Here is a 22998-nt window from a genome sequence, read left to right on the forward strand (position 1 = left end):
GCCTATCCTGCCGTCCCTCGTTTTTATGTCCTTAAGTTTGCCATCCGCAAGTCCCGTGAGCGGGGTTGACCGTGGTCGCGCAAATAGATCAAAACCCCGCCGCAGGAAAATATGTTCGTCCGAATAGGGACGCCGCACACCTCGCGCAGCAAGATGAACTGTCCTAGTTGAAAGAAGTGATGTATCGCGTGAACAGGTATCCCTGCCCGCGCAAATAGAAGTTAGGTCGGAAGCGCGAAGGTACGACTCACGGAGCAAAACGCATGAGCATGCGTGATCGCACGCCGCGCAGAAAAACTCAAATTCCGTGTTGATTCCCCGTGCATGGGTGCCGACGGTTGCGCAACGTGGGCATAGAGCCTTTCACGGGCATCGCGCCAAAAATTGTATCGGATGGATACGTCGCATCAGGTTCCGCGATCATCCGTCGCACTATGGTGGGCGATGGATTGCGTGTGTTGCCCGTTGTCAACGCACAATCTTGATCACTTGATTCGAGGGGCGATGTGGCCGGGTTCTCGTGCGCGCAGATTCCGGTGGGTTACCCGTATGCAATGGCACAAAAAAATTCCTGTTCCGGGGAAATGCCGCTTATTCCAGTTGGTTCCATCGACCCGAAATGAGTCTGTTTCGGGGTATTGACGACCGTTATTCCCCTTAGCAAGATATCGTGAAAGCAGTACGCGGGAGCGAATGATGCCGGTGGTGAAGAGCTTTACCCAGGCGCAATGGGACGCGGCAGCGCGCCGTCTCGACGCACTGCCGGAAAAACCCGCGCATGAGCATCGCGTCAATGTCCGCGATGGAATGAAATCCATGCAGCCTCAAGTTATTGGTGCCCAGAGGAAGGGCTACACGCAGGAAGAAATCGTTCAGCAGATCGCGCAGGACGGCGTGGAGATTAGCGCCAGCACGTTGCGATACGCGATGCAACGTGCAGCGAAAGAAGACGAGTCTACACAGGCGGAGCGACAAGTCAAAACGCGCACTGCCACGGCATCACCGCGCGCAAAGAAGGTCAATCAAGAGGCGTCGCCACATAACGACCGTGCTCACGCAGGATCACAGCAGAAAGGGAATGGGGGCGTAACCAAGCCCGGGCAACCGGTTCAGGGCTTCCTCGGATTTCCGATCAGTCCGGATACCGAAAACTTGTAGAGGTCTCACATGGCAACGGAAAATCCTCCTATCTATATGGTCGGTGGCAGCAAGGGTGGTGTCGGCAAGAGCTTTGTGACGCTGGCGCTGGTTGATTACCTGCGACGGACGGACGTCAACGTCGTGCTGGTTGAGACGGATACGTCCAACCCCGACGTCATGAAGGCTGTCCACGACGAAATCGAATGTGGGTCGTGTGATCTGGACGACGTGAGTGGCTGGATCGATTTCGTCAATTTCTGCGATTCGCATCGGGATGCGACCGTTGTCGTCAATACGGCGGCCCGCAGCCAGGCGGGCGTCGCGCAGTATGGCGGAACACTCGCCAGCACGCTCGATGAACTGGCGCGGCGTCTGGTCGTGCTGTGGGTCATCAACCGGCAGCGCGACAGCCTCGAACTGCTTCTCAAGTTCGGCGCGACGTTCCCAGGTGCTACGACGCATGTTGTGCGCAACGGCTATTTCGGCGCGCCGGAAAAATTTACCCTGTATCGGGACTCGCAATTGCGCAAGGCCGTCGAGGCGCAGGGCCGGTCGCTGGATTTTCCCGATCTCGCGGATCGCGTCGCGGATGAACTTCGCAGTCAGCGGCTGTCGATACGCAAGGCAGCGGAGACGATGCATATTGGCGAACGGGCGGAACTGCTGCGCTGGTGCGCGCTATATAACACGATGTTCGCCGGGGTGACGGCCCATGCGTAACAGGCGGGCGACGCCGCCTGATACGCTCGCCCGCCTGTTTCTCGATGTTACGGGTGACTTGCCCGACGACGCCAGTCTCCTGCGGATTCGGCGGATTGCCGGTGCGCTGAGCCTGCGGGACAATGACGCTCTATGGTCGATGATCGTCGTGCTTGAATACTACGCGCGCCTCTACGAAGCGATGCCGGAGCGTATCCGGCAGGCGGGCACAGGCAGTCTCGACGCGATGTGGGCCGAGGCGCACGCGGCGACGGATGCGCTGATGGCGCAGCATCGCGACGCGCTTGCGCGCTGCAAGGCGACGATTGAACTGGCCGAGAAGATGATCAGCGAACAGGAAGCGCGTTACCGGACTGCACTCGCGGAATTGAACGGACAGGCGCTGACCAGATTGTCGGAAAGAGCGGCGGACCGGATCGCGCGTACAGCGGGGAACCGGCTCGTAGGCGTGACGGCCATCGCGGCGCGCGAGCAGGGGCAACGGCTTGAGGCAGCGGTCGTGTCATTCGAGCAGGTCACCTTGCGACGGCTCATGAGGGCGTGCTATGGGCTGGTGGTCGGTGGCCTGGTCGTGATGATGCTGGCGGCAGGTGCGGGCGCACTGGCAGGCTGGTGGGCAGGCAGCCATCCGGGACGGGCGGGCGGCTCGCCGGCTGCCCGCACAGGTTACGCTTCATCGGTATGGTCTTCCATGAAGTCGGTGACATAGCGGAGCATGCTTGCGGCTGCGTCATTCGGGTCGAAGGCGATCATGGGTGCGCGGTAGCCTTCATCTTCGGCGCAGGCGAGCGCCATGTCATAGTGCTGGCCTTCGTTGCATTGCAGATCGGTGGCTTCGACGAAGGTCGCGCAGAGGTCGGGCGAGCCTTCGGCATTCGTGACGAGCACGACCATGCGGATACGGCGGGTCATGGTGGGTTTTCCGGTTCGGGTAAGCAGGTGGCAGTAATACAAGTCTGCCGCCTGTTTCGCCCCGTTTCCGGGGCGAAGGCAGGGGCTACGCAGCGCGCGGGCCGGGTTGTGCGGTGTTCATGCTCTCAGCGGTCGGGAAAGGCCACGGCGCCAACGCCTTATCTGTGCCGGAAGTGGGTGCTGCATCGGGAGGCATATCGTTGACGTGTCCGGTGCCGTTCCCGGCATCCGGTTCCGCTTCGTAGTCCTCGCTGTCCGGCGCTTCGCCGGTACCGTCTCCTGTATCCGCATCGTTGTCCTCATCCTCGTCGTCGCGGCTTTCCCAGGAGGGCGTGGCCGGTGTTTCCCGATCGGTGAGGACTTCCGGGAGCCATGTGGCTTTTGCGAGCCGCAGTTCGGCGGCGGCAGCAGCGTCGGCCTTCTTCATCTTCCCGAGGTCAGCGGCAACCTTGGGGGACACGGCGGCGGCCACGACTTCCGCGATGCGCGCCTTGCTGACGTGATCGAAGTACGCAGTGCGGGTCGGTGTCCAGTACCGGGTCATGTCGAGGTTCAGCGCGCCCGCGAGTGCATTGATCGCATGCGGCTTTTCCTCGCCAGCGATGCCGTCGAGCAGCGCGCCCGTGCAGAACGCGAGGAGGTCGAGCAGGGTCGTGCCAGGGTCCTGCTGCATCAGCCACGGCAGCAGGTCGGCGCGTCTGGCGGGCAGTTCCGCGATCCAGCGTGCGCGCTGCGTCTCGATGGCGTTCCACGCGGGGCTGGCGGGCAGGTCGTCCGCTGCACGCAGCAGGCCGTCGTGATTGTTCTCGCCGGAAAGCGCCAGGCAGCCGAGCGCGGACGTATGCCCGTAGTGTTCGGGCAGTGCCAGCGGAATCAGTTGCCGCAGGATGGCGGCGAGCGCGATGGCGGGCTGTGCGACCAGTTCTGCGTGGACTGCGGCGGTACGGTGTGCGGTGAGCCGCTGACAGAGTTTCGCGCTGTGGACAGGCTTGACCTTCGGGGTCGGCGTGTCCGCTACGTCCTGCTCCTTGGCTTCCGGCGTGCCGGTGACCGTCGCGCCCGCTGCGTCGAGCGCCGCGCTGTTCTCACGCCTCACGAGACCGCGCTCGATGAGCAGTTCGCCTTGCGGACCGACCATCACGAACGCACCGGCCTCGGCTATCTGATCCGTGTTCCAGACTACAATGCGGCTTTCGAGCGCGATGATCGCCGAATTGACGCGCTCGACTTCCTCGTTGAGGCGGTCGGCTTCCTCATAGGCGTTTTCGTCGTCCTCCGAGAGTGCTTCGAGTTTTTCGGCCAGTTCGTCCCGCTGCGCGGTGAGAGCGTCCGCCTCGCGCTGCTCGTCCCCGGTATATGGACGCCGGACGGGGCGCAGCCTGCCGTGGCGGTTCAGTTCCAGAAAATTGCGTTCGATGCGCGTTTCGGTCCAGCCCCAACCCTCGGCGCGGACTTCCCCGGCGGCGGCGTCGAGCTTCTGCGCAACGAGGCGCTGCAACAGTTCCGCGTCCGCGATATACCCCGCGTTCTGGTCGTCGCTGAACAGATCGCGGCGCACATAACCGCCAGCAGATTCGTAGGTGTCAAGACCGACGAAGCGCACGAGGCGGCTGCGGCTCGCGTCGATTTCCGCGCGGGTGATGGCCTGCCGCAGATAGTTGGGCTGGCGCTGCCACTCGTTCGCCTCGAACCAGATATGCTCCTGCGTCTCGTGGTCGTCCGCGAGAGCGAGCGCGGCAAGCTGGTCGAGTGTGATGGCATCGTCGCGCAGCAGTGCGAGCAGTCGGGGCGAGACGTTCGCGAGCTTCATGCGGCGTTTGACCGTGAGCGGTGAAGCGGAAAAGAGCGCAGCGATGTAGTCGACACTGCGACCTTCCCCGGCCAGCATCCGGTACGAACGTAGAACGTCGAACGGGTCGAGTCCTTCGCGCTCGCTGTTTTCGATCAGCGAAATGGCGAGGGCTTCGCCTTCGCTGACGATCCGCACGGGCACCGGATAATCGGCAGTGATGTGCTTCTGCTCGTACAGCAGATCGAGCGCGGCCTCGCGGCGCTGCCCCGCACAGACCCCGTACTTACGCTGCTTGCTGCGCGACCCCTTCATCTCGTGCACAACGAGGTTTCTGCAGCAGTCCTTTCGCACGGATGTTCGTCGCAAGGCCGGGAATGCCGGAGAGCGGTTTCGTGCGGGCATTGAGTGGCGAGCGCCGCAGGCTGGAATAGGGCACGGTGACGACAGGCTGTTCGTTGCCGAAACTGGTTTCGAGTGCGGATGCGGCTTCGGCGGTGTCCACCGTGGCGGTTTCGATTTCATGGGCTTGCATGATTAACTCCAGAAAGTTGGGAGGTAAGTTCCGGGTCAGAGTGATGCAGGATGCTGTCAGGACTTGACTCGGATAGGAGTCCTGACAGAAAGGTTGGGGCGAGGCGGTGGGGTACCGCCTCTGCTGTGCTTACGCCTTCATCTGGCGCATCGCATCCGCGAGCATCCAGAGGGCGCGGTTGAGCTTCACGTTCTGGTCGATGCCGGTGATGGGGCGGGTGGACATTGAGCGTCCGGTGCGTGAGCGTCCGTGCAGGCCGCCCTTGGTCAGGTTTTCCTGCACGCGGTTAAAGACGGTCCAAAGGTCGTCGCGGCGATCCTCGAAGCGGCGCGGAGCGAGTAACTGGCTGTCGGTGACAGGGGCCGGTGCCTCTGCGTCGGTCGGGTCGTAGCGCAGCGCAAGTGCGGAGCGGGCGAATGCGTGCTGTTCGTCGCGGTCGAGCGTGACGGCACGCATGCCGTCCTTTTGCTCGCGGATCAGGTCGAAGCCGTCGAGCACGTCGAACGCGCCGTTGATGACGTTCTGCACGATGTTGCCTTTGTGCGGCACACGGATATCCCGGACGCTGTCGCCCGCCACCATGCCGTTCTGGCAGACGAAGCGCAGCATGCCTGCGAGCATCTGGTAACTGCTAGTGCCATCGTGCGAGTTCAGCAGGACGATTTCATTGGCTTCGTCGCCGGTGGTCTGCTCGGCATGGCGAAGCCGCAGCATGTGCTTTGTGTACTCGCGGCGGTCGTCGTGCCGCACGCGCGTCTGGCAGACCATGAAAGGCTGGAAGCCTTCGTTGCGCAGGCCGCGCAGCACCTCGATGGTCGGAATGTAGGTGTAGCGATCGGAGCGGCTTTCGTGCTTGCCGTCCGCGAAAATGGACGGGGCAACGCGGCGAATCTGATCGTCTGAGAGAGGCGAGTCAGCGCGCAGCATCGGGGAGCCGTAACGGAAAGAGGAAGCGAGTTTCATGGCAATCTCCACAGTCAAGGTTGAGGACCTGAACCGGGCGAAGGGATGTGACTTGCCGTTGTGGCTGGACACCTCCCGGTGGAACTCGGGGTTGGCCTTGCTGCCGCCAGGCTCCCGGGTTTCCGCCCGTGCGACTGAAGGAGCCGATAGCGGGCAGGCGTCAAGGAAAAAGGCGAGGGAGGGGTGCGGGCAACACGGTCCCTCGCCCCTTGATGCCTGCCCGCTATCGGCTACGGTCGCGGGTCAAGGGCGGTAACCAGGGAGCTGGATGCACGCCGCGTCCCGGGTGGACCGGGCAGTGGGGGGGGGGGGGGGGGGCGCCCCCCCCCCCCCCCCCGGGGGGGGGGGGGGGGGGGCCGCCCCCCCCCCCCCCCCCCACGAGCGCAGCCGCAGCCAGCGCGTTCCATGCGCCCGACGTGTGATAGTCACAGGCGCTGGCATGCAGCGCAATGCCAGCGCGCGTCCCGATCTCATAACCCAGCACCAGGCACGTGAGGAATTCACGCCCGCTCATGTCGGGTCGATGCTCCGCCAGCGCGAGCAATGCCGGAAGCACGGTCACGCCGACGTGTCCTTTTGTTTCTGCGTGGCCATCGTGGCCGTCGCAGCTGTCGATGGTCATCGCTCCCGCGAGTCCGGCACCGATGGGGCTTGCCACCCGCCCGTCGAAGAGGATGCGCGAGCGCAGCCTGCCGGCCGCGAAGAAGTCGACCGCATGGTCGCTTGCGATACGCGACAACGCGGTCTGTCTGCCGGCAAGGGCGACGCCCAGCAGGTCGAGCAGGCACAACCTGCCCTGTTCAACAACGTCTTTGGGCAAATCGCCGAAAGTCAGACCGTGGATGAACGCAATAGCGGACGCACCCATCGGTCAGTCTCCGGTAAAAGTCGGGGGGCGTTTCTGAAAAGTCGCCGCGAGCGCCTCGCGATGGTCTGCGGTCCGGTGCGCAATGCCCTGAAATGCAGCCGATAATTCGAGCAGGCTGGGCAGGTCCATCCGCTGCCCTTCCCGGATGAGCCGCTTGGACATCCGCAAGACGCCTGGCGGATTGCTGGCAATCGCCCGCGCGAGCGCATGCGCGACATCCATCAATTCCTCATCCGGCACGACCTGGGACACCAGTCCCCATTCCTGGGCACGCTGCGCATCGATCGGCGTGCCCGTGAAGATCATTTCACTGGCTCGTGAAAGCCCGATCACGCGGGGCAGTAACCAGGCGCCACCGTCGCCGGGAATGATGCCGACCTTGGCGAAGCTCTCCGCGAACACCGCACTCGCAGCGGCGATGCGAATATCGCACATCAACGTCAGGTCGCAGCCGGCGCCATGCGCCGGGCCGTTCACCGCCGCGATGCACGGCACGTCCAGTTCATGAAACGCTTTCGGAATGCGCTGGATGCCGCGGCGATAGTTCTCGCGAATGTGCGCCGAACTGCCCGCAAACGTACCAACGTCGTCGCGCATATGCTTGATGTTGCCGCCCGACGAGAAGGCCGGTCCGGCGCCGGTCAGCACGATTGCCCGGACACTGCCGTCGGCCTGCACGCGCTCCAGACTCGTCACCAGCGCATCGACAACCTCCATCTCTGTCAGGGCATTGCGCGTTGCCGGCCGGTTGAGGGTCAGCGTGACAACAGATTCGTCGCGCTCATATAGCACTGCGTCGCTCATTGTGAGGCTCCTGCCACCAGTTTTTGATAGACCGCTCCGGCCAGCTCGTGCCGCAGTACCTTACCGCTCGGATTGAGCGGCAGCTGGTTCACGAAGAAGATCTTTTTCGGGCGCTTGTACGGCGCGAGATCGTCGCTCGCCTTGCAGAAAGCGACGACGTCCGCCTCTGTGAGAGCGGCGTCGCTGCGCACCACGAACGCGGTCACCGCCTGGCCCCACTTCTCGTCGGGTACTCCAATCACTGCGGCCTCCTGTACTCCGGGGCAGTGATACAGGACTTCCTCGATTTCGCGTGGATAGATGTTTTCACCACCCGATACGATCATGTCGTCGGCCCGGCCGTGGAAGTGAAAATACCCGGCTTCATCCACGCTGAAGAGGTCGCCTGTATAGAGCCACCCGCCCTTGAATTTCTTCTCCGTCTCAACGGGGTTGTTCCAGTAGCTGGCAGCGAGTTGCGGGCCTTTCACGATGAGCTGGCCAACCTCGCCGACGACCACGCTCTCCGCCGGTGGCACCGTTCGCTCCGGATCGTTCCTGACGACACGACATGTGCTGATCAGCGTCGGCTTGCCACAGGAACCGAGATACCCCAGCGCATCGCGCGGATGCAGCAGCAGCGTCAAGCTCGCCTCCGTCATCCCATAGCCGTTGAAGATGTTCGGGCAGAACTCCTGGATTACGCGCTGCATGGTCGCGGCGGGAATGGCGGCACCGCCGGTCGTGATCATGCGCAGGCTGCTGACATCGATTGACGCGAAATCAGGATGGAACAGCATGTCCTGGATCTGGGTGGGCACAGCGAAGAGGGTCGTGATGTGGTGGCGGGCAATCGCCTCGAGCGTGGCCAGCGGCTCGTAGCGTGGCACGATCACGTTCGCCGCGCCAACCATCATGTGCGGTACGAAATAGGCCTGCATGCCGCCCACGTGGTAAAGCGGGGCGATATGCAGCGCCGCGTCGGTGCTCGTCAGGCTGTATTCCATCACGCAGTTGATCGCAATCGCGACATCATTGCCGTGGGTGTGAATCGCACCCTTGGGCCGGCCAGTCGTGCCCGACGTGTAGACGAGCGCCGAGATGTCGTCCGGCTTCAGGCGAGGAAGTGGCGCGTCGAACTGCCCAATTCCCTCGACCAGCGCCTCGAACGAATGATGATGCGCCGGTGGTCCGGACGCATCGGGTGCGTTGCCCGCGACACAGATGTAGGTGCGCAGATCGGGCAGCGCCTGCTCAATCTTGCTGATGACGGGCAGCATCGAATCGTCGTAGACCACAACACGCGCACCGGCATCCCGCAGGATGAATGCCGCCTCGTTGGCCGACAGCCGGAAGTTCATCGGCACCGCGATCGCGCCGAGCAGTTGGCACGCCATGTACGTCGTTGGTGTCGCGTCAGACGTTTTCTGCAGGATGGCCACCCGGTCCATCTGCCGGACACCGAGGTTGAACAGCGCCTGTGCGAGGCATCTGACCCGGTGGCTCCATGCCGCATAGGTGAGCGTGGTGTCGCCGCAAACGAGTGCGAGGCGGTCGGGATATTTTTCGACCGTGTTTTCGAAGAGGGACGTGACCGTGAGCATGGGACGGTGTAAAGCTTCTAGAGATTGATCCGGATGTCCGGAAGGTCGCGACCTGCGATCAGGTATTTGGCGATCTCGGACGTGCCGCCAACAATCGTCAGCGCGCGTGCATCGCGATACAGTTGCTCGGCGCGGCCGAACTCCTTGGTGATCCCATCGCCGCCGAGGATTTGCACCGTTTCGTTCGCGCAAAAGTTCGCCGTTTCGGTGGCCACCAGTTTTGCCATGGCGGCCTCTTTCATCAGCGCCTTGCCATCGGCCCCTGCGTCGTACATCTTTGTCGCCCGGTAGGTGAGGAGTTCGGCTGCGTCAATGCGCCAGCTCATCTGCGCGATCTTGTCCCAGATCAGTTGCTTGCAGCCCAGAGCCTGACCGAACGACTGACGCCGCTGCGCATGCGCCGTTGCGATATCGAACGCGCTGCGCGCGACGCCCAGACCCGAACCGCCCAGGATGGCCCGCTCGAAATTGAACATGCCGCGCATGATGCGAAAACCGGCGCCCTGTTCGCCGAGCAGGTGATCAGCCGGCACGCGGCAGTCGTTAAATTCGACCTCGCCCACGATGCACCCGCGCCGGCCCATGAAGGTGTAATTGCGCGGGAACCGGATGCCGGCCGCGGCGGCCGGTACGGCGACCGCCGTCATGCCGGCCCGAGACGGGTCGGTGCCGGCCGGGGCGATGCCATAGACGATGTAGACGTCGGCAACGGACGCATTGGAGATATATCGCTTGAAACCGTTGATGACCCACTCATTGGTCTTTGCATCAAAATCGATCCGCGTTTCCATGCCCGCGGAATCACTGCCGACGTCGGGTTCGGTCACGCAGATCGCGCCGATCGCTGTCCCGTCGAGAATCGGTGCGAGATAGGCGTTGCGCAGCCGCTCGCTGGCATGGCGATGCAGTGGATAGGCGCAGCTCAGCGCGGTCGCAATGGTGGTTTCAAATGCGTAGTTGAGATACGCGGCTTCCTCGGAAAGGATCGTTGCGTGAGTAAGCCCCGGGTTGGTGAGCGTGCCCCGATACAGATCGGGAAACATCAGCCGGAGATAGCCCGCCTCGCCCAGCATGCGGACGACATGTTTCACGGCCGACCAGTCCTGGCGGTCTTCGATGTCGGCCGCCCGCGGTGCGAGTTCGCGTAGCAGGAAATCCCGGACTTCGCTCCGGAACGCCCGGTCGGTGTCATCAAGAAGAAAATCTCGCATCGTCGTGTCTTAATCCGGTTGAAGGGTAAAGTCGCGCTTCGCTGCACTTTGGCGCAATGCAAATGCTCGTGCGTCCCGCACGGTTGGCAACAGGAACCGCGCCCGGCGAACCGCCTGATAGTCCAGTTCGCCAATGACGAGCCCCTCTTCAGTCTCCGAGCCGAGCGCGACAGTCTTGCCGAACGGATCGAGAATGCGCGAACCGCCCCAGAAGGTCATCATCCCTTCGGTGCCGACACGGTTTGCCATGACGATGCCCACGCCGTACGTGATCGCGTAGAAACGCAGGTTGACGTCCCAGCCGGTCGGATTGTCGAAGCCTTCACCGACCGCTTCGCGAGCCGAACTGATCGGCGCCGCGATCAGCGTGACGCCATCGCAGGCGAGCGCATGCACGAGGGCCGGATTCCATAGATCCGCGCATATTGGCGTCGCCAGCTGCCAGCGGTCATTGAGGGGGAAACTCCCGAGCGCCGTACCGGCCGCGTAGTAAAGCCCGTCCCTCAGCTTGCCGTAGGTTGCCAGTTGCGCCTTGCGGTGAATATGCACGACCTTGCCGTTCGAGACAGTCGCCTGGCTGTTGTAGAACTGTCCGCCAGGTGCTTCCTCGATGAACCCGAACACGGTATGCAGGTTCGTGCTCGCCTGCGCAAGCGTCGCGATCACCGGATCGTCGGTGCCCATCGCGAGCCGCAGCGCATCCTTGCCGGCACTGTGCCCACACAGCGACAGCTCGGGGAAAACAAGGAGCCGTACGCCGCTGGCGCGCGCCTGCTCCATGTGGCCGAGATGCCTGGTCAGGTTCGCGCCGACATCGCCGTAGGCGCCGTCGATCTGGGCAGCAGCCACCCTGATCAGGTTGTGCTGCGGATCGTTGCCGGCCATCGAATTCATCTGTTTTCTCTCGCGTTGCGTGGGTGGGCGCCCTGACCGGGCATCAGATCAGACCTGACTGCTTCAGGAATTCGTGCGCGACATCGCTAAAGGACTTCTTCGACACGTCGACGCTTGCATTGAGGCGCGCCATTGTCGGCGCGTCGAGCTTTGCCGACAGAGAGTTCAGGATAGGCCCGAGCGTCGGATTGGCGTCGAGCGTTGCCTTGCGGATAACCGGTGTGAGTGCGTAGGCCGGGAAGTAGCCCTTGTCGTCCTTCAGGATCACAAAGTGGAAGGCCGGCACGCGGCCATCGGTGGCGAACACCAGCGCAATGTCCACCTGCCGGTCCTTCAACGCCTGATAGGTCAGCCCCGAATCCATCCGCTTGACCTCATCCTGGCTGAACTCGAAGCCGTACATCTTCTCAAGCGGACGCAGGCCATCGGGGCGCGCATAGAATTCCGAGTTGCACGCGAACGTAAGAGTCTTGCCGCCCTTGATTGCTTTTGCGAGATCGCTGATGGTCACAATGCCGAGCTTCTTCGCTTCATCCTCGTTCATCGCGAACGAGTAGGTATTGTTGGCGCGCGACGGGTTCAGCCATACGAGACCCTTGGCCGCATCCAGTTCCTTGACCTTTTTATAGGTGTCTTCGGGACTGAGACGGTCGTTGACCTTGTTGTAGGTAATCAGCGACGTGCCGGTGTACTCCCAATAGATATCGACCTGACCGTTTTCCTGTGCTTGCCGTAGCACGGCGCTGCCCAAGCCGTCCTTCTTTGTCACGGTGAAGCCCTTGGCTTCCAGCAGTTGAGTGGTCATCTCCGCCATCAGCTGCTGTTCAGTGAAATTCTTGCCGCCGACGATGACCGTCGCGGCCGATGATGGGATGATCCAGAACGCTGCAATCAGTACAGAGATCAGCGCGAACGCGCGCGCCAACAATGAATTTTTCATGGTCTCCTCGATGGGTTGGTGATAACCGGCAGTGGTTCACGTTTGCGGGTTGACGCCGCGCGAGACAAGCCGGCGCTGCATCAGACCGACAAAGGCGTCGGTGAAAATAGCCAGCAGGGCAGTCGGTATCGCGCCCGCAAGCAACATGGTGAAATCGTTGAGGTCAATGCCGGTAAAGATCAGCTCGCCGAGACCGCCGCCACCGATCAGGAAGGCGAGCGGCGCCGTCCCTACAGTGATCGCCAGCGCCGTCCGGATGCCCGCGAAGATGACATACAGCGCGTTGGGCAGTTCGACGCGCCAGAGAATCTGCAGCGGCGTCATGCCCATTCCGGTGGCTGCTTCGATCAATGCGCGTGGCACGGCTCGCAACCCCTCATAGGTATTTAGCGCGATCGGCAGCAGTGTCGCCACCCACAGGCCGAAGATCGCCGGTACCGTGCCGATGCCCATCACGCTCATCGCCAGCGCGAGCAGGGCGAGCTTCGGGACCGCCTGGCCGACATTCAGTGTCTGCATGACCACCGCTGAACCGTGCCGTTGCGAGGGTCTGCTCATGTAGATGCCGACCGGCACCGCCACCATGATCGCGAGGACGCCCGCAATCGCCACCATCAGCATCATCTGGCTCGACTGGTAGACGATGTCGCCGCGGTATTGGGCGACGCCAGACAACCAGCTGTCCGCGCGAGCCTGCGCGCACACCATCGCGAGCAGCAGACCGACGGCAGAACTGGCCCATCTGGCCGTGCCGGTATGTCTTCCGTGTTTCATGCCTGCTCTCCAGCCGGTACGCGCAGCAGATCGACAATGTGCGCCTGACTGACATAACCGACAAACCGGCCGTCGTCGTCGACCGTGGGCAGCCACGATGCCCCGCTCGCGAACATCGCCGAGACAACCGATCGCAGATCATCCTCCGGCCTTGCTGCCCCCTGACAAGGCATGGCGTGTGCCGGAGTCAGCGCCCCATCGAAGCGCTGAAGCTGGTCAGCGGTTAGATAGCCCTGGGGCCTGTCGGCTGCATCGAGGAGCACGATCTGGTCGACGCCGTGTTTGGCCATGATCGCCTGCGCGCGTGCGCTGCTCTCGCCGACGCGCACCAGGCACTCACATGCCGACAGTGCGTCCCGCGCACGCACCAGACGCAGGCGCTTGAGTGCGCGGTCCGTGCCGACGAAACCCGCGATGAACGGCGTGGCCGGTCGCGCGAGGATGTTGTCCGGCGAATCAAACTGCTCGAGCTGGCCGGCACGGAAGATCGCGATCCTGTCGGCCATCTTCACCGCCTCGTCGATGTCGTGACTGACAAAGATGATGGTCTTTTTAACCTGCTTCTGAATCCTGAGGAACTCATCCTGAATCAGCTCCCGGTTGATCGGATCGATCGCGCCGAACGGTTCGTCCATCAGCATGACGGGCGGATCGGTTGCAAGCGCCCGTGCGACCCCGACACGCTGTGCCTGCCCCCCCGACAGGTCCTTCGGGTAGCGGGTAAGATAAATGGCCGGATCGAGCGCCACAATCTCGAGCAGTTCCGCCGCCCGCCGGCGCGCCTTCGCCTTGTCCCAGCCCAGCAACTGCGGCACCACGCAGATGTTTTCCTCGACGGTCATGTTCGGGAACAAGCCGATCTGCTGAATCACGTAGCCGATGCGGCGGCGCAACGCCACCACGTCGAATTCATCGGTGTCCTTGCCTTCGAGAAAGATCTTGCCGGAGGTCGGCTGAACCAGACGGTTGATCATCTTGAGCGTCGTCGTCTTGCCGCAGCCCGAAGGTCCCAGCAGTACGCAGATTTCTCCGGCGGCCACTTCCATGTTGATGCCGTCGACCACCGGGCTGCTTGCGCCGTCGTAGCGCTTCGTAACGTTTGATAGCTTGATCATGATCAATGCGCCTGCCGTGGATGTTTGCGAATGCCCGTCAACACGCCAAGCCGCAGCGCGAGATTAGCCGTGCGGGACGGGCTGCGTAGCCCCCTGGGTGTCAAGAACCGCTGAACCCAGCCGAGCCCGAAGTCGGCCGCGATGGCGAGCACGCTGACAAGAATGGCGCCAGCGATCAACTGGCGCGGATCGGATTGTGAGATGCCGCGGCTGATGAGCTTGCCCAGACCGCCGGCCCCGATGTAGGCCGCAATCGCTGCGACCCCGACATTGATGACCACCGCCATGCGCACGCCAGCCATGATGATGGGCAGCGCGATCGGAAGTTCGACCTTGCGCAGCCGCTCGCCGGTCTTCATGCCCATCCCCCTGGCTGCTTCGCGCAGCGAAGGGTCGATATTGGTAATCGCGGTATAGGTATTGCGAACGATCGGCAGTTGCGAGTAGAGGAACAACGCGATGACCGTCGGCAGGAAGCCGATGCCCTGGCCGATCACGGAAAGCACCGGAATCATGATGCCGAACAGTGCAACGGACGGAATCGTCATGATGATCGACGCGACGTACAGCACGATTTTCGCGACGCGTTCATTAATGGTGATCGCAATGCCGAGCGGCACGCCGGTGAGGATGGCGAAGCCGACGCCCACGCCGACGATCTCGATATGCTCGACGGTCATCCTGGCGATACTCGCCAGGTTGTCCCAGATGAAAGCAAGGATTTCCACTGTGTCTCCTAGCCCTGACGGGGCCATGTTTATCGTGCTTGCTGCTTTGGTGACAGCATAGATGCAGGATGAGCGCTTCCTTTAACACGGGATCGACATCATTTGTCACAAAAGCGGCATGTCGCGTCTGTGACCAGATTTTGTTCTTTTGAATCAATGCAATGTAGGGTAACCACCGACGTCTCGAGGCGCCTCGCCCAATCTCCCGCACACTTAGTCGCGCCCCCGGCGATGCCCCGGGATCGCCGTGCGATTCGAGCCGGTTTATCGGAGACGACGGGGCTAGACGATCCCGGCCCGGCGAGAAGCAGGGCGCATCCGGCTGCAGAGCGCCACGCCCCTGCCCAGCCATAACATGGTCCACTCGTTGCATCAGTTCAGATGCGAACGGCTCTGAGCAGAATTAAAGTTAAGTTGAACCGTCATGCAGCTCTGGCCATGCCGCGATGAGCGCTCACGCTGAGCAAGATCGGCATGGCAAGAACGGCAGTAACGGCCATGGTGAACAGATAGATACCCTGCGGGCCGGCCCACGTCATCACCAGCGATGCCGCAATCGGTCCGGTGCTACCCCCGAGCGCGAAAATCAGCAGTAAGCCGGCGCTAGCGCCGACGCGATGGGTCGATGGGACACGGTCGTTGGCGTGCGCGATAGATAGGCCGTACACGGTAAACATCAGGCTGACGTAGAGGTACGCAACAGGTTGAGGTAGCCCGTCGCCATGCAATAGAAAGAGTGTCACGCTGCTCAGGGCCAGCAACAACGAAACGGCCAGCATCACCCACCTCCGGTCGACACGGTCAGACAGGTGAGCCACCGGCCATTGCGGCAGAAGCGCTGCGATCAGGGCGGTACCCATGAAATGGGACACCGCCGATACCGGATAACCGGCGCTACGCATGTATACGGGATACAGGGAGTAGAACACGCTGTTCAGCAAGCCGGCCGCAAGGCACCCACACAGACCCAACGGCGCCAATCGACAGAGGGAGCGCACGCCGTCCAGTCCGAGGCCGGATCTCGACTCCTGTGTGCAGTCGTGTGCGTGCGCGGAAGCTTCGGCTGCACGGCTGCGAGCGAGGGTAACGGGCACGAGAGATGCCGCGAACAAGCAGCCCACGAGACTGAAAAGTTCGAAACCGTAGGGATCAGTCATGCTGACCAGAAACTGTCCGGCGCCCACACACAGATATGTGGTGATCAGATATACGGAGAAGACGCGCCCCCGCCATTCGTTGCGCGCCACGCCATTCAACCAGCTTTCCATTACCGTGAAAATGCCCACCATGCAAAAGCCCGTCATGAACCGCAGGCCCCCCCAGATGAGCGATTGGATGGAGACGGCATACCCGAGCGCAGTGCAGGCCGCAACGGCGGCGAAGGTTGCAAACGCACGGTGATGACCGATCCGTGCGATGAGTGATCCGCCTCGCCAGGCGCCGAGCATGAAGCCGAGGTAATACGCGGCCTGAATCGGTCCAACAGTCATCAAAGGAAAGTTTGCATGGACCATGCGGAGAGCGATCAGCGTGCCGAGCAGGCCGTTCCCCATGACCAGCAGGGCAAACCCGAGCAGCAGGCTGGAAATGGAGGACACCATACCAGGCGCCGATGCTCCTGTGCGCAAGTCGCTGGCGCCGACGCTCGCCTGTGTCCCGCACTGCATTCCGTCAGTGCCCACGTTCGCTGCCTCACTGGTTAGAGAATCGATGGTTCCGCGCGGCGGCCGACGTGTCTGTCGGGACCTTAACCACATGCCAGCGTCGTCGACGCTACGCGCCAGGATTTACCGACGCACGTCCCAACAGATCATCGTTTGACGCCTCGTCGTAGCCTTTACAGACTGTTCGACTATAAGGAAAAATGTTCGGTCTCGAATAACACCGCGGCGACATTGTTCGACACACAGACGACACGTTGTGACGGTTTACCATTGCGACGGGAAATGCAACTGCCTGAGTAAAGGAACAAAGGGGCGCCACTGTGGCAGCACAGCTACCGGCCCAGGGCTCTGAGTCGGCTTCGACGCACATGTTGGCAAACCGGTATTGCTCGCTTCGTTACTTGCAGCGATCGGACAAGCCCGTTCGGTTCACGGCGACACCTAGAGTCGCGCGGGCCGTCTGCAACAACACACGGTCCTTCATCGGTGACTCCGGGATTTGCCCTTTGTGGCCGTCTATGCCTGACGGCGACCGGCAGAACGACCCGTTTGGGCCGTCGATACTTTTTTCAAGAATGGCAAAAATTTTTTCAGAACACGTCGCCCGCAGTCCAATGCTGGCGCAGAACTTTCACGCATTGGCGGCCGTCCTGCCTGGCAGAAGCCGCAACCGGCGGGCGCCGAAACGCAAGTGCCTTCATTAGCGCGGCGTGTATGCAAAAAGGCATGTTATTTGCTTCGATGACGATCGCCGTTTGATCGCCGACGGGCTAATCGCCTCCGCACTGGCCCGTAACGGCGTCTGCCCAATTGCCGACACAAGGCTCTGCGGACTGCCTCACGGAGGAGCATTAGCGAACACGACTGGATGATTCCATGTTGGCTTTTCGAATCTCAATAGCCTGGTATGGAGGTGATCATGAAATGCGGGTACCTTGGGTGGATCATTGATGCAACCCCGGAATTCTCCCGTGGGAAATTCTTCGCACATGCGCGGCTGGTCCGCCTTTCCGCGGACGAGGATGTTGACGGCGAAATGCACATCGAGCGCAATCTTGCCTGGTTCGATACTGAGGAAGAGGCGATCGAGGTTGCCCAACAATGGGCGTTTGTCTGGATCTGCGATCGCGACGGTAGCTTTGCTGGCAGGCAGTTCCAACCGCCGACGAACCCAAGGGGCATTTCGACCCAAACTCCGGCCGGATGAAGCGCTGGGTAAGTGATGTCGCGGAACATTAATCGTGTAACCCACCACTTGTCGGGGTTCGGATTAATCCGGATTCCTCTACTCATCCGGCGTAATGAGCCGCCCCTAAAACACCCGGCCCATTACGCTGGGCGCCCCGCGACATCGTTGATAAGCGAACGACCGTTATCGAGCAAACTCCGGACATAGTTTTGGGTGACGTTAACGTCCGTAGATGCGGTCGGATTTTGCCCTTGCTCGGCCAGACGGATTTCAGCTCTTTCTGGACGTTTTCGCAACAAATGGCGTAGGTATGTGCTGAACCTTCTCGCTTGCGCACTTCGGACAAGGCGGATGGGCGGTTTCGTGCTCAGCAAGATGCTCGGCATGTTCGAACACTTCACCGCACTTCTCGCACCTGTACTGGTAAGTCGGCATGGCATTCCTCCAACGAGAATCCCGCGCGTCGTGCTGGCCAGATACTCCACGACGCCCGGCAGTGTAGTAATAACCCATTCTAGTGCAGGAAAGTGCAGGAAGCGGCGGCGTATGCGGCTCGCCCAGCGCACACCGTATGCGCCGCGGCGCAACGCCGGTATTCCCCGCCTACGGCTAGGTAATTGCATGTGCCAGCCGCCCGTGACGGGCGCACCCGGTCCACACTACAGTCGGCTGCACGTGAAGATTCACCGACGCCGAGATGCAGAAAACGCTATTGAACAGCGATCTGCAACTGATGAATTTTGCCCAGGCCGATGCATTGGTGCAAAAATTTCCGTCTCTCTCCAAAGCGGTTTTCCCGCGCGCGTCGAGACGAGAACGTCGTGGTCGAACTTGTCCCACGTCGTCGCTATCTTGGAGGGTTGCTCCCCAAGTTTATTTGCCACGATGGTTTCCTGTGATTGAATGACGTAACGGGTGACGCTACTGGGAGAAAAACCACCATCCCCTGCCGTAAAGGCAAAGCACGCCTCCTAACCTTGTATTGACAAAACGTAAGGTGTCTCAATCTCGGAAATCTAGGCCTGATTGAGCGCGACGACAATGGGACTAAGGTTCCATGGCGGCCATCCATGGCGGATGCTAGGCTTGATGTTCAGAACAGCAAGTCCGGGCGCAAAACTGCCGCAATGAAGACCGCGCCGGTTATTGACCGTGTTGCCTCGCGGCGACGCGTCTCCGGCCTATGCCTGTTTAGACTCAGCTCACCAGTCGTGTTTCGATGCGCCATGCTTCAGGCGCGGGCGTGGCGGTGCTTCGGACTGTCGCCCCTGGCCACTGACCCATAACCCTCACTATCTGCTCTCCCCATGGCCGATTTGTTTGCGCTCGCCAGCGACCCCACCGCCTGGGCGGCTCTTGGAACGCTCGTCGTGATGGAAGTCGTGCTGGGCATCGACAACCTGATCTTCATCTCGATCCTGAGCAACAAACTGCCCTCGGCACAGAGGGCACGAACGCAAAGAATCGGTATCGGTCTCGCGCTGCTCATGCGGCTTGGATTGCTCGGCACGGTCGCGCTGATCATGGGCCTGACCAGTCCGCTCTTTTCCGCCTTCGGTCATGAGTTTTCGTGGCGCGACTTTATCCTGATCGCTGGCGGCCTGTTCCTGGTCTGGAAGGCGACTAAAGAGATCCATCATCACGTTGCGCCAGAGGACGAAAACGACGCGTCAGGCGAGCCCGCCACAACGCTCACGCCGTGGTCCGCAATCGTTCAGATTCTTGTTCTCGATCTCGTGTTTTCGGTCGACAGCATCGTGACTGCGGTTGGTATGACAGAACACGTTCCCATCATGTTTGTCGCTGTGATTGCCGCCGTCGCGGTCATGCTATTCGCGGCGAGCCCACTGTCGCGTTTCATCGAGCGCAATCCCACCGTTGTGATGCTCGCACTCGGCTTTCTTCTCGTGATCGGAATGACGCTCATCGCCGAGGGCTTCGGTTCGCATGTCCCCAAGGGATATATCTACGCCGCGATGGCTTTTTCCGCATTTGTCGAAGGCTTGAACATGTTGACGCGGCGCGCGAAATCAAAGATGCGTCGCGCTTAGATGCTCCTCAATGAGATCTATGCTAGCCAGGCACAAAAGACCTGCGCAGATTGCTCGCGTAGCTCTCTCGATGCATACGGGTTAGCTAGTTTGCTCGTGTAGGCACTTCATATCGAAGGCCTGTGGGACTTCCACTGGCGGTGATCCTTCCGCCCGGATGCCGAGGCGCTCAACCAGCTTGCGGTCCGCTTCGGCTTGCGGATTGCCAGTAGTCAGCAACTGGCGGCCGTAGAAAATCGAATTCGCGCCGGCCAGGAAGCACATGACCTGCAGCGCTTCGTTCATCTGCTCGCGCCCTGCCGCACCATCGCGCGTGGCATCGAAATGCGCGCTATGGCGATCGTGCGCACGAATTCGAACGGATCGAGCGGTTCGGTCCCGGTCAGCGGCGTGCCCTCGACCTGCACCAGACTGTTGATCGGCACCGACTCCGGATACGGATCCATGTTCGCCAACTGCGCGATCAGGCCGGCACGTTCACGGCGCGATTCGCAGAGACCCACGATGCCACCGCAGCGCCGCCTTCTATGTGCCTAGGGAAATGCCGGGTCATCCCCCGCGTGGCGTGTCCTATTATGAAAAATGCCTACGTCAACATAGATACGTGGCACTTGCGGGGAGACATTCGTCATGGGCGCCAATCATTGGACGGTTGCATTTGTCGTATCCGTACTGGCCATCACTACGGGCGCGCAGGCGGCTGCGCCGCAAACCGCGTCGTCGAACACTCCCGCATCGCAAACGGTGGCGACGCAGGCGATCAAAGTCCGCAAACTGGACGTGGCAATCAAGCCCTGGTCCGGTGATTTTGACGCGATGCTTCAGCGCCATGTCATACGCTTTCTTGTTCCTTATAGCCGGACGCTTTATTTCAACGATAAAGGCCGCGAGCGCGGGTTGTCGGCAGAACTCGCACGCGATTTCGAACGCTACATAAACAAACGCTACGCCAGTCAGCTCGGCAAGAGACCGGTTACCGTCTATCTGATTCCGACGACACGCGACAAGCTTCTGGCAAATCTTTCTGCCGGCCTGGGCGACATTTCCGCCGGCAACCTGACGGCCACAGACGAACGGAAGAAGCTCGTCGACTTTGTTGCACCACGTGATTTGAAACCAGTGCGCGAACTGATCGTGACGGGTCCGAAGGCACCGTCGATCGCCACGCTCGACGACCTAGCAGGCAAACAGGTCTACGTGCGTAAGTCGACCAGTTACTACGAGAGCCTGACGGCCCTGAACGACCGCTTCAAGGCGGCCGGCAAGTCGCCCGTGCAGATCGTGTTACTGCCGGACGCCCTTGAAGATGAAGATACGCTGGAGATGCTGAACGCAGGCCTGCTCGGTATCGTCGTAGTCGATGACTGGAAGGCGAAGATGTGGGCTCAAGTGCTCCCACATGTCAAGGTACGCGACGATCTTGTCGTGCGCGGGGAGGGCTATGTCGGTTGGGCGATTCGCAAAGGAAGTCCGCAACTTCAGGCCGCGATATCCGACTTCTATGTCAATTACGTAAAGAAGCAGGGCGTCGCGGCCTATCGGTTGTCCCAGTACATGAAACAGATCAAGCAGATTTCGAACAATACAGACTCCGCGGAACGCAAGCTATTCGAGCAAACGCTCGCTCTGTTCGACAAGTACGGCAAGCAATACGGTTTCGATCCACTCATGCTGGCCGCACAGGGTTATCAGGAATCGCAGCTCAACCAGAACGCGCGCAGTCATGTGGGTGCGATCGGCATCATGCAGATCATGCCTGCCACCGGGAAGCAGATGGGCGTCGGCAGCATTTCCGTCAGTGAGTCCAATATTCACGCGGGAGCGAAATATATGGACCACTTGATGACCCGCTACTTCTCCGACGCACACTTCAGCGACACTGATCGGGCGCTCTTTGCGTTCGCGAGCTACAACGCCGGGCCGAGCAACATTGCCAAAATGCGCAAGGAGGCAGCGGCGCGCGGGCTCGATCCCGACAAGTGGTTTAACAATGTGGAAATCGTGGTCGCGGAGAAGATCGGCATGGAAACCACGACCTATGTGCGCAATATCTATAAGTACTACGCTGCATACAGACTGATCGTGGATGCGCAGGCGGCGAAAGACAATGCAATCAAAAAAGTGCAGAAGCAAGGATAACGACCTGCGTTGCAGCCAGGTGCCGGCATCCCCTTGCCCTGCCGAGACCTGGCGTGCGTCAGGAAGGCCGTCAAAGATCGAGCTTGCTGACCTTCGTACCTTCGAGTGAGAGATTGGCCATCAAACCGGCATTCGTGAGCACAAATCCGATTACCGGCGCGGAGATGCTGCTGGTATCCACGTTTCCATTGGCGCCGACATTCGCTAAAGCGACAGATCCGTCGACGCCAGCAGTCCAGCCCTTGCTGCCGCGAAATTTGCCGAACGCATCTTTCGTGATGAACATCAAAATCACTGACTTCGACTGCGCGCCTAGCTGCAAACCGAATGAAGCGGTCGTGGTGCTGTAGTATCCGGCCGTCGAGCCACCAACACGCAACGCGCCCTCGCCATACTCCCCTCCTACGACAACCCCCGCGGCAAGAACATTCGGGAACACCAGGATCCCCTGCGCTTTGGAAGCGTCGCGCGCAGTTGTAAATTGATACAGCTGTATCAACTTGAGATTGCGTTTGACACCGTAAGTACGGTCTTCACGAACAACTGGTCGTCGAAAGGTTTGTGCAAATAGGCCACGGCGCCGCAAGCAATTGCCTGCTCGCGCACGCCGACGTCATCGTGGGCGGTAATAAAAATGACGGGCGTACCGCTACCAGAAAGAGCCTGCTGGACTTCCAGTCCATTCAATCCAGGCATCTGCACGTCGAGAATCACACAGTCAGGTTGATATGACGGCATTGACGACAAGACATCGAGAAACGCATATCCGCTCGCGAACGTTTCGGCTGCGATCCCGATTGATCGCAGCAGTCTCCTGATCGCCCGGCACACCGATTCATCGTCATCGACAACGACAACAAATGGTTTGAGTTTTGCCATTGCATGTAGTCCGGTGTCCAGGAGCGCATGGATCTCACCGCACTCCATAGACACCAGATTAGAAGTCACGCGAACTTTTCACTATTAGACTTTAGTCCTA

General features: G+C 60.9%; 20 protein-coding genes and 3 pseudogenes. 6 read left to right on the plus strand and 17 right to left on the minus strand.

Annotated elements, in window-relative coordinates; all coding sequences use genetic code 11:
• Positions 1-696: 696 nt before the first annotated feature.
• From PQR32_RS06865 to PQR32_RS06875, 3 genes are read left to right on the plus strand one after another with little or no spacing between them, the layout of a single operon-like run.
• Positions 697-1158, plus strand: coding sequence for a hypothetical protein (locus tag PQR32_RS06865; RefSeq protein WP_408223516.1), 462 nt, complete (start codon positions 697-699; stop codon positions 1156-1158).
• A 9-nt stretch (positions 1159-1167) separates the two neighbouring features.
• Positions 1168-1860 (plus strand): nucleotide-binding protein, encoded by a 693-nt coding sequence (locus PQR32_RS06870; protein ID WP_408223518.1) that lies wholly within the window; start codon positions 1168-1170, stop codon positions 1858-1860.
• A complete protein-coding gene (locus tag PQR32_RS06875; protein WP_408223520.1) occupies positions 1853-2569 on the plus strand; it encodes a hypothetical protein in 717 nt (238 codons plus the stop codon). Before PQR32_RS06870 ends, PQR32_RS06875 begins: the two co-directional genes overlap by 8 nt.
• On the opposite strand, the gene PQR32_RS06880 is transcribed toward PQR32_RS06875, so the two are convergent.
• The 13 genes and pseudogenes from PQR32_RS06880 to PQR32_RS06940 form a co-directional block, all read right to left on the minus strand.
• A complete protein-coding gene (locus PQR32_RS06880; RefSeq protein ID WP_408223522.1) occupies positions 2527-2772 on the minus strand; it encodes a hypothetical protein in 246 nt (81 codons plus the stop codon). The genes PQR32_RS06875 and PQR32_RS06880 overlap by 43 nt on opposite strands.
• A gap of 85 nt (positions 2773-2857) precedes the next feature.
• Positions 2858-5096: pseudogene (locus PQR32_RS06885) on the minus strand (ParB/RepB/Spo0J family partition protein).
• A 129-nt stretch (positions 5097-5225) separates the two neighbouring features.
• A complete protein-coding gene (locus PQR32_RS06890) occupies positions 5226-6059 on the minus strand; it encodes a DUF932 domain-containing protein (RefSeq protein WP_408223524.1) in 834 nt (277 codons plus the stop codon).
• 223 nt (positions 6060-6282) lie between these two features.
• On the minus strand, positions 6283-6927 hold the full coding sequence (locus PQR32_RS06895) for an MmgE/PrpD family protein (RefSeq protein ID WP_408223526.1): 645 nt from the start codon (positions 6925-6927) through the stop codon (positions 6283-6285).
• Positions 6928-6930: 3 nt separating this feature from the next.
• Positions 6931-7731 (minus strand): crotonase/enoyl-CoA hydratase family protein, encoded by an 801-nt coding sequence (locus PQR32_RS06900; protein WP_408223528.1) that lies wholly within the window; start codon positions 7729-7731, stop codon positions 6931-6933.
• A complete protein-coding gene (locus PQR32_RS06905) occupies positions 7728-9314 on the minus strand; it encodes a class I adenylate-forming enzyme family protein (protein WP_408223530.1) in 1587 nt (528 codons plus the stop codon). The genes PQR32_RS06900 and PQR32_RS06905 overlap by 4 nt, the downstream gene beginning before the upstream one ends.
• A 17-nt stretch (positions 9315-9331) precedes the next feature.
• Positions 9332-10525, minus strand: coding sequence for an acyl-CoA dehydrogenase family protein (locus PQR32_RS06910; protein ID WP_408223532.1), 1194 nt, complete (start codon positions 10523-10525; stop codon positions 9332-9334).
• Between the two features lie 9 nt (positions 10526-10534).
• Positions 10535-11419 (minus strand): nitrilase-related carbon-nitrogen hydrolase, encoded by an 885-nt coding sequence (locus tag PQR32_RS06915; protein WP_408223534.1) that lies wholly within the window; start codon positions 11417-11419, stop codon positions 10535-10537.
• Between the two features lie 43 nt (positions 11420-11462).
• Positions 11463-12359, minus strand: a complete 897-nt coding sequence (locus tag PQR32_RS06920) for a glycine betaine ABC transporter substrate-binding protein (RefSeq protein ID WP_408223536.1) — start codon at positions 12357-12359, stop codon at positions 11463-11465.
• A 36-nt stretch (positions 12360-12395) separates the two neighbouring features.
• Positions 12396-13067, minus strand: coding sequence for an ABC transporter permease (locus PQR32_RS06925; RefSeq protein WP_408224021.1), 672 nt, complete (start codon positions 13065-13067; stop codon positions 12396-12398).
• A 62-nt stretch (positions 13068-13129) separates the two neighbouring features.
• The gene (locus PQR32_RS06930; protein WP_408224024.1) at positions 13130-14248 is read right to left on the minus strand and encodes an ABC transporter ATP-binding protein; all 1119 of its coding nucleotides are present in this window, start codon (positions 14246-14248) and stop codon (positions 13130-13132) included.
• A gap of 2 nt (positions 14249-14250) precedes the next feature.
• Positions 14251-14976: an ABC transporter permease gene (locus tag PQR32_RS06935; protein WP_408223538.1), complete on the minus strand. Its 726-nt coding sequence runs from the start codon at positions 14974-14976 to the stop codon at positions 14251-14253.
• A gap of 422 nt (positions 14977-15398) precedes the next feature.
• A complete protein-coding gene (locus tag PQR32_RS06940; RefSeq protein WP_408223540.1) occupies positions 15399-16577 on the minus strand; it encodes an MFS transporter in 1179 nt (392 codons plus the stop codon).
• A gap of 982 nt (positions 16578-17559) precedes the next feature.
• Here PQR32_RS06940 and PQR32_RS06945 point away from each other — a divergent pair.
• The gene (locus PQR32_RS06945) at positions 17560-17847 is read left to right on the plus strand and encodes a hypothetical protein (protein WP_408223542.1); all 288 of its coding nucleotides are present in this window, start codon (positions 17560-17562) and stop codon (positions 17845-17847) included.
• A 252-nt stretch (positions 17848-18099) separates the two neighbouring features.
• Here the strand turns inward: PQR32_RS06945 and PQR32_RS06950 are convergent, their stop codons facing one another.
• Positions 18100-18264, minus strand: a complete 165-nt coding sequence (locus PQR32_RS06950) for an FmdB family zinc ribbon protein (RefSeq protein WP_408223544.1) — start codon at positions 18262-18264, stop codon at positions 18100-18102.
• 872 nt (positions 18265-19136) lie between these two features.
• Between PQR32_RS06950 and PQR32_RS06955 the strand changes: the two genes are divergently transcribed.
• Positions 19137-19880: a TerC family protein gene (locus PQR32_RS06955; RefSeq protein WP_408223546.1), complete on the plus strand. Its 744-nt coding sequence runs from the start codon at positions 19137-19139 to the stop codon at positions 19878-19880.
• Positions 19881-19961: 81 nt separating this feature from the next.
• On the opposite strand, the pseudogene PQR32_RS06960 reads toward PQR32_RS06955, so the two are convergent.
• Positions 19962-20395 (minus strand): annotated as a pseudogene (locus tag PQR32_RS06960) (biotin synthase BioB); the annotation flags it as partial.
• A gap of 115 nt (positions 20396-20510) precedes the next feature.
• Between PQR32_RS06960 and PQR32_RS06965 the strand changes: the two are divergent.
• Positions 20511-22019, plus strand: coding sequence for an MltF family protein (locus PQR32_RS06965; protein WP_408223548.1), 1509 nt, complete (start codon positions 20511-20513; stop codon positions 22017-22019).
• A gap of 70 nt (positions 22020-22089) precedes the next feature.
• Here the strand turns inward: PQR32_RS06965 and PQR32_RS06970 are convergent.
• Positions 22090-22500, minus strand: a pseudogene (locus PQR32_RS06970) (BPSL1445 family SYLF domain-containing lipoprotein); the annotation flags it as partial.
• Between the two features lie 14 nt (positions 22501-22514).
• Positions 22515-22898, minus strand: a complete 384-nt coding sequence (locus tag PQR32_RS06975; RefSeq protein ID WP_408223550.1) for a response regulator transcription factor — start codon at positions 22896-22898, stop codon at positions 22515-22517.
• Positions 22899-22998: the final 100 nt, after the last annotated feature.

Source organism: Paraburkholderia dipogonis (assembly GCF_046027395.1).
Lineage (GTDB): Bacteria > Pseudomonadota > Gammaproteobacteria > Burkholderiales > Burkholderiaceae > Paraburkholderia > Paraburkholderia dipogonis_A.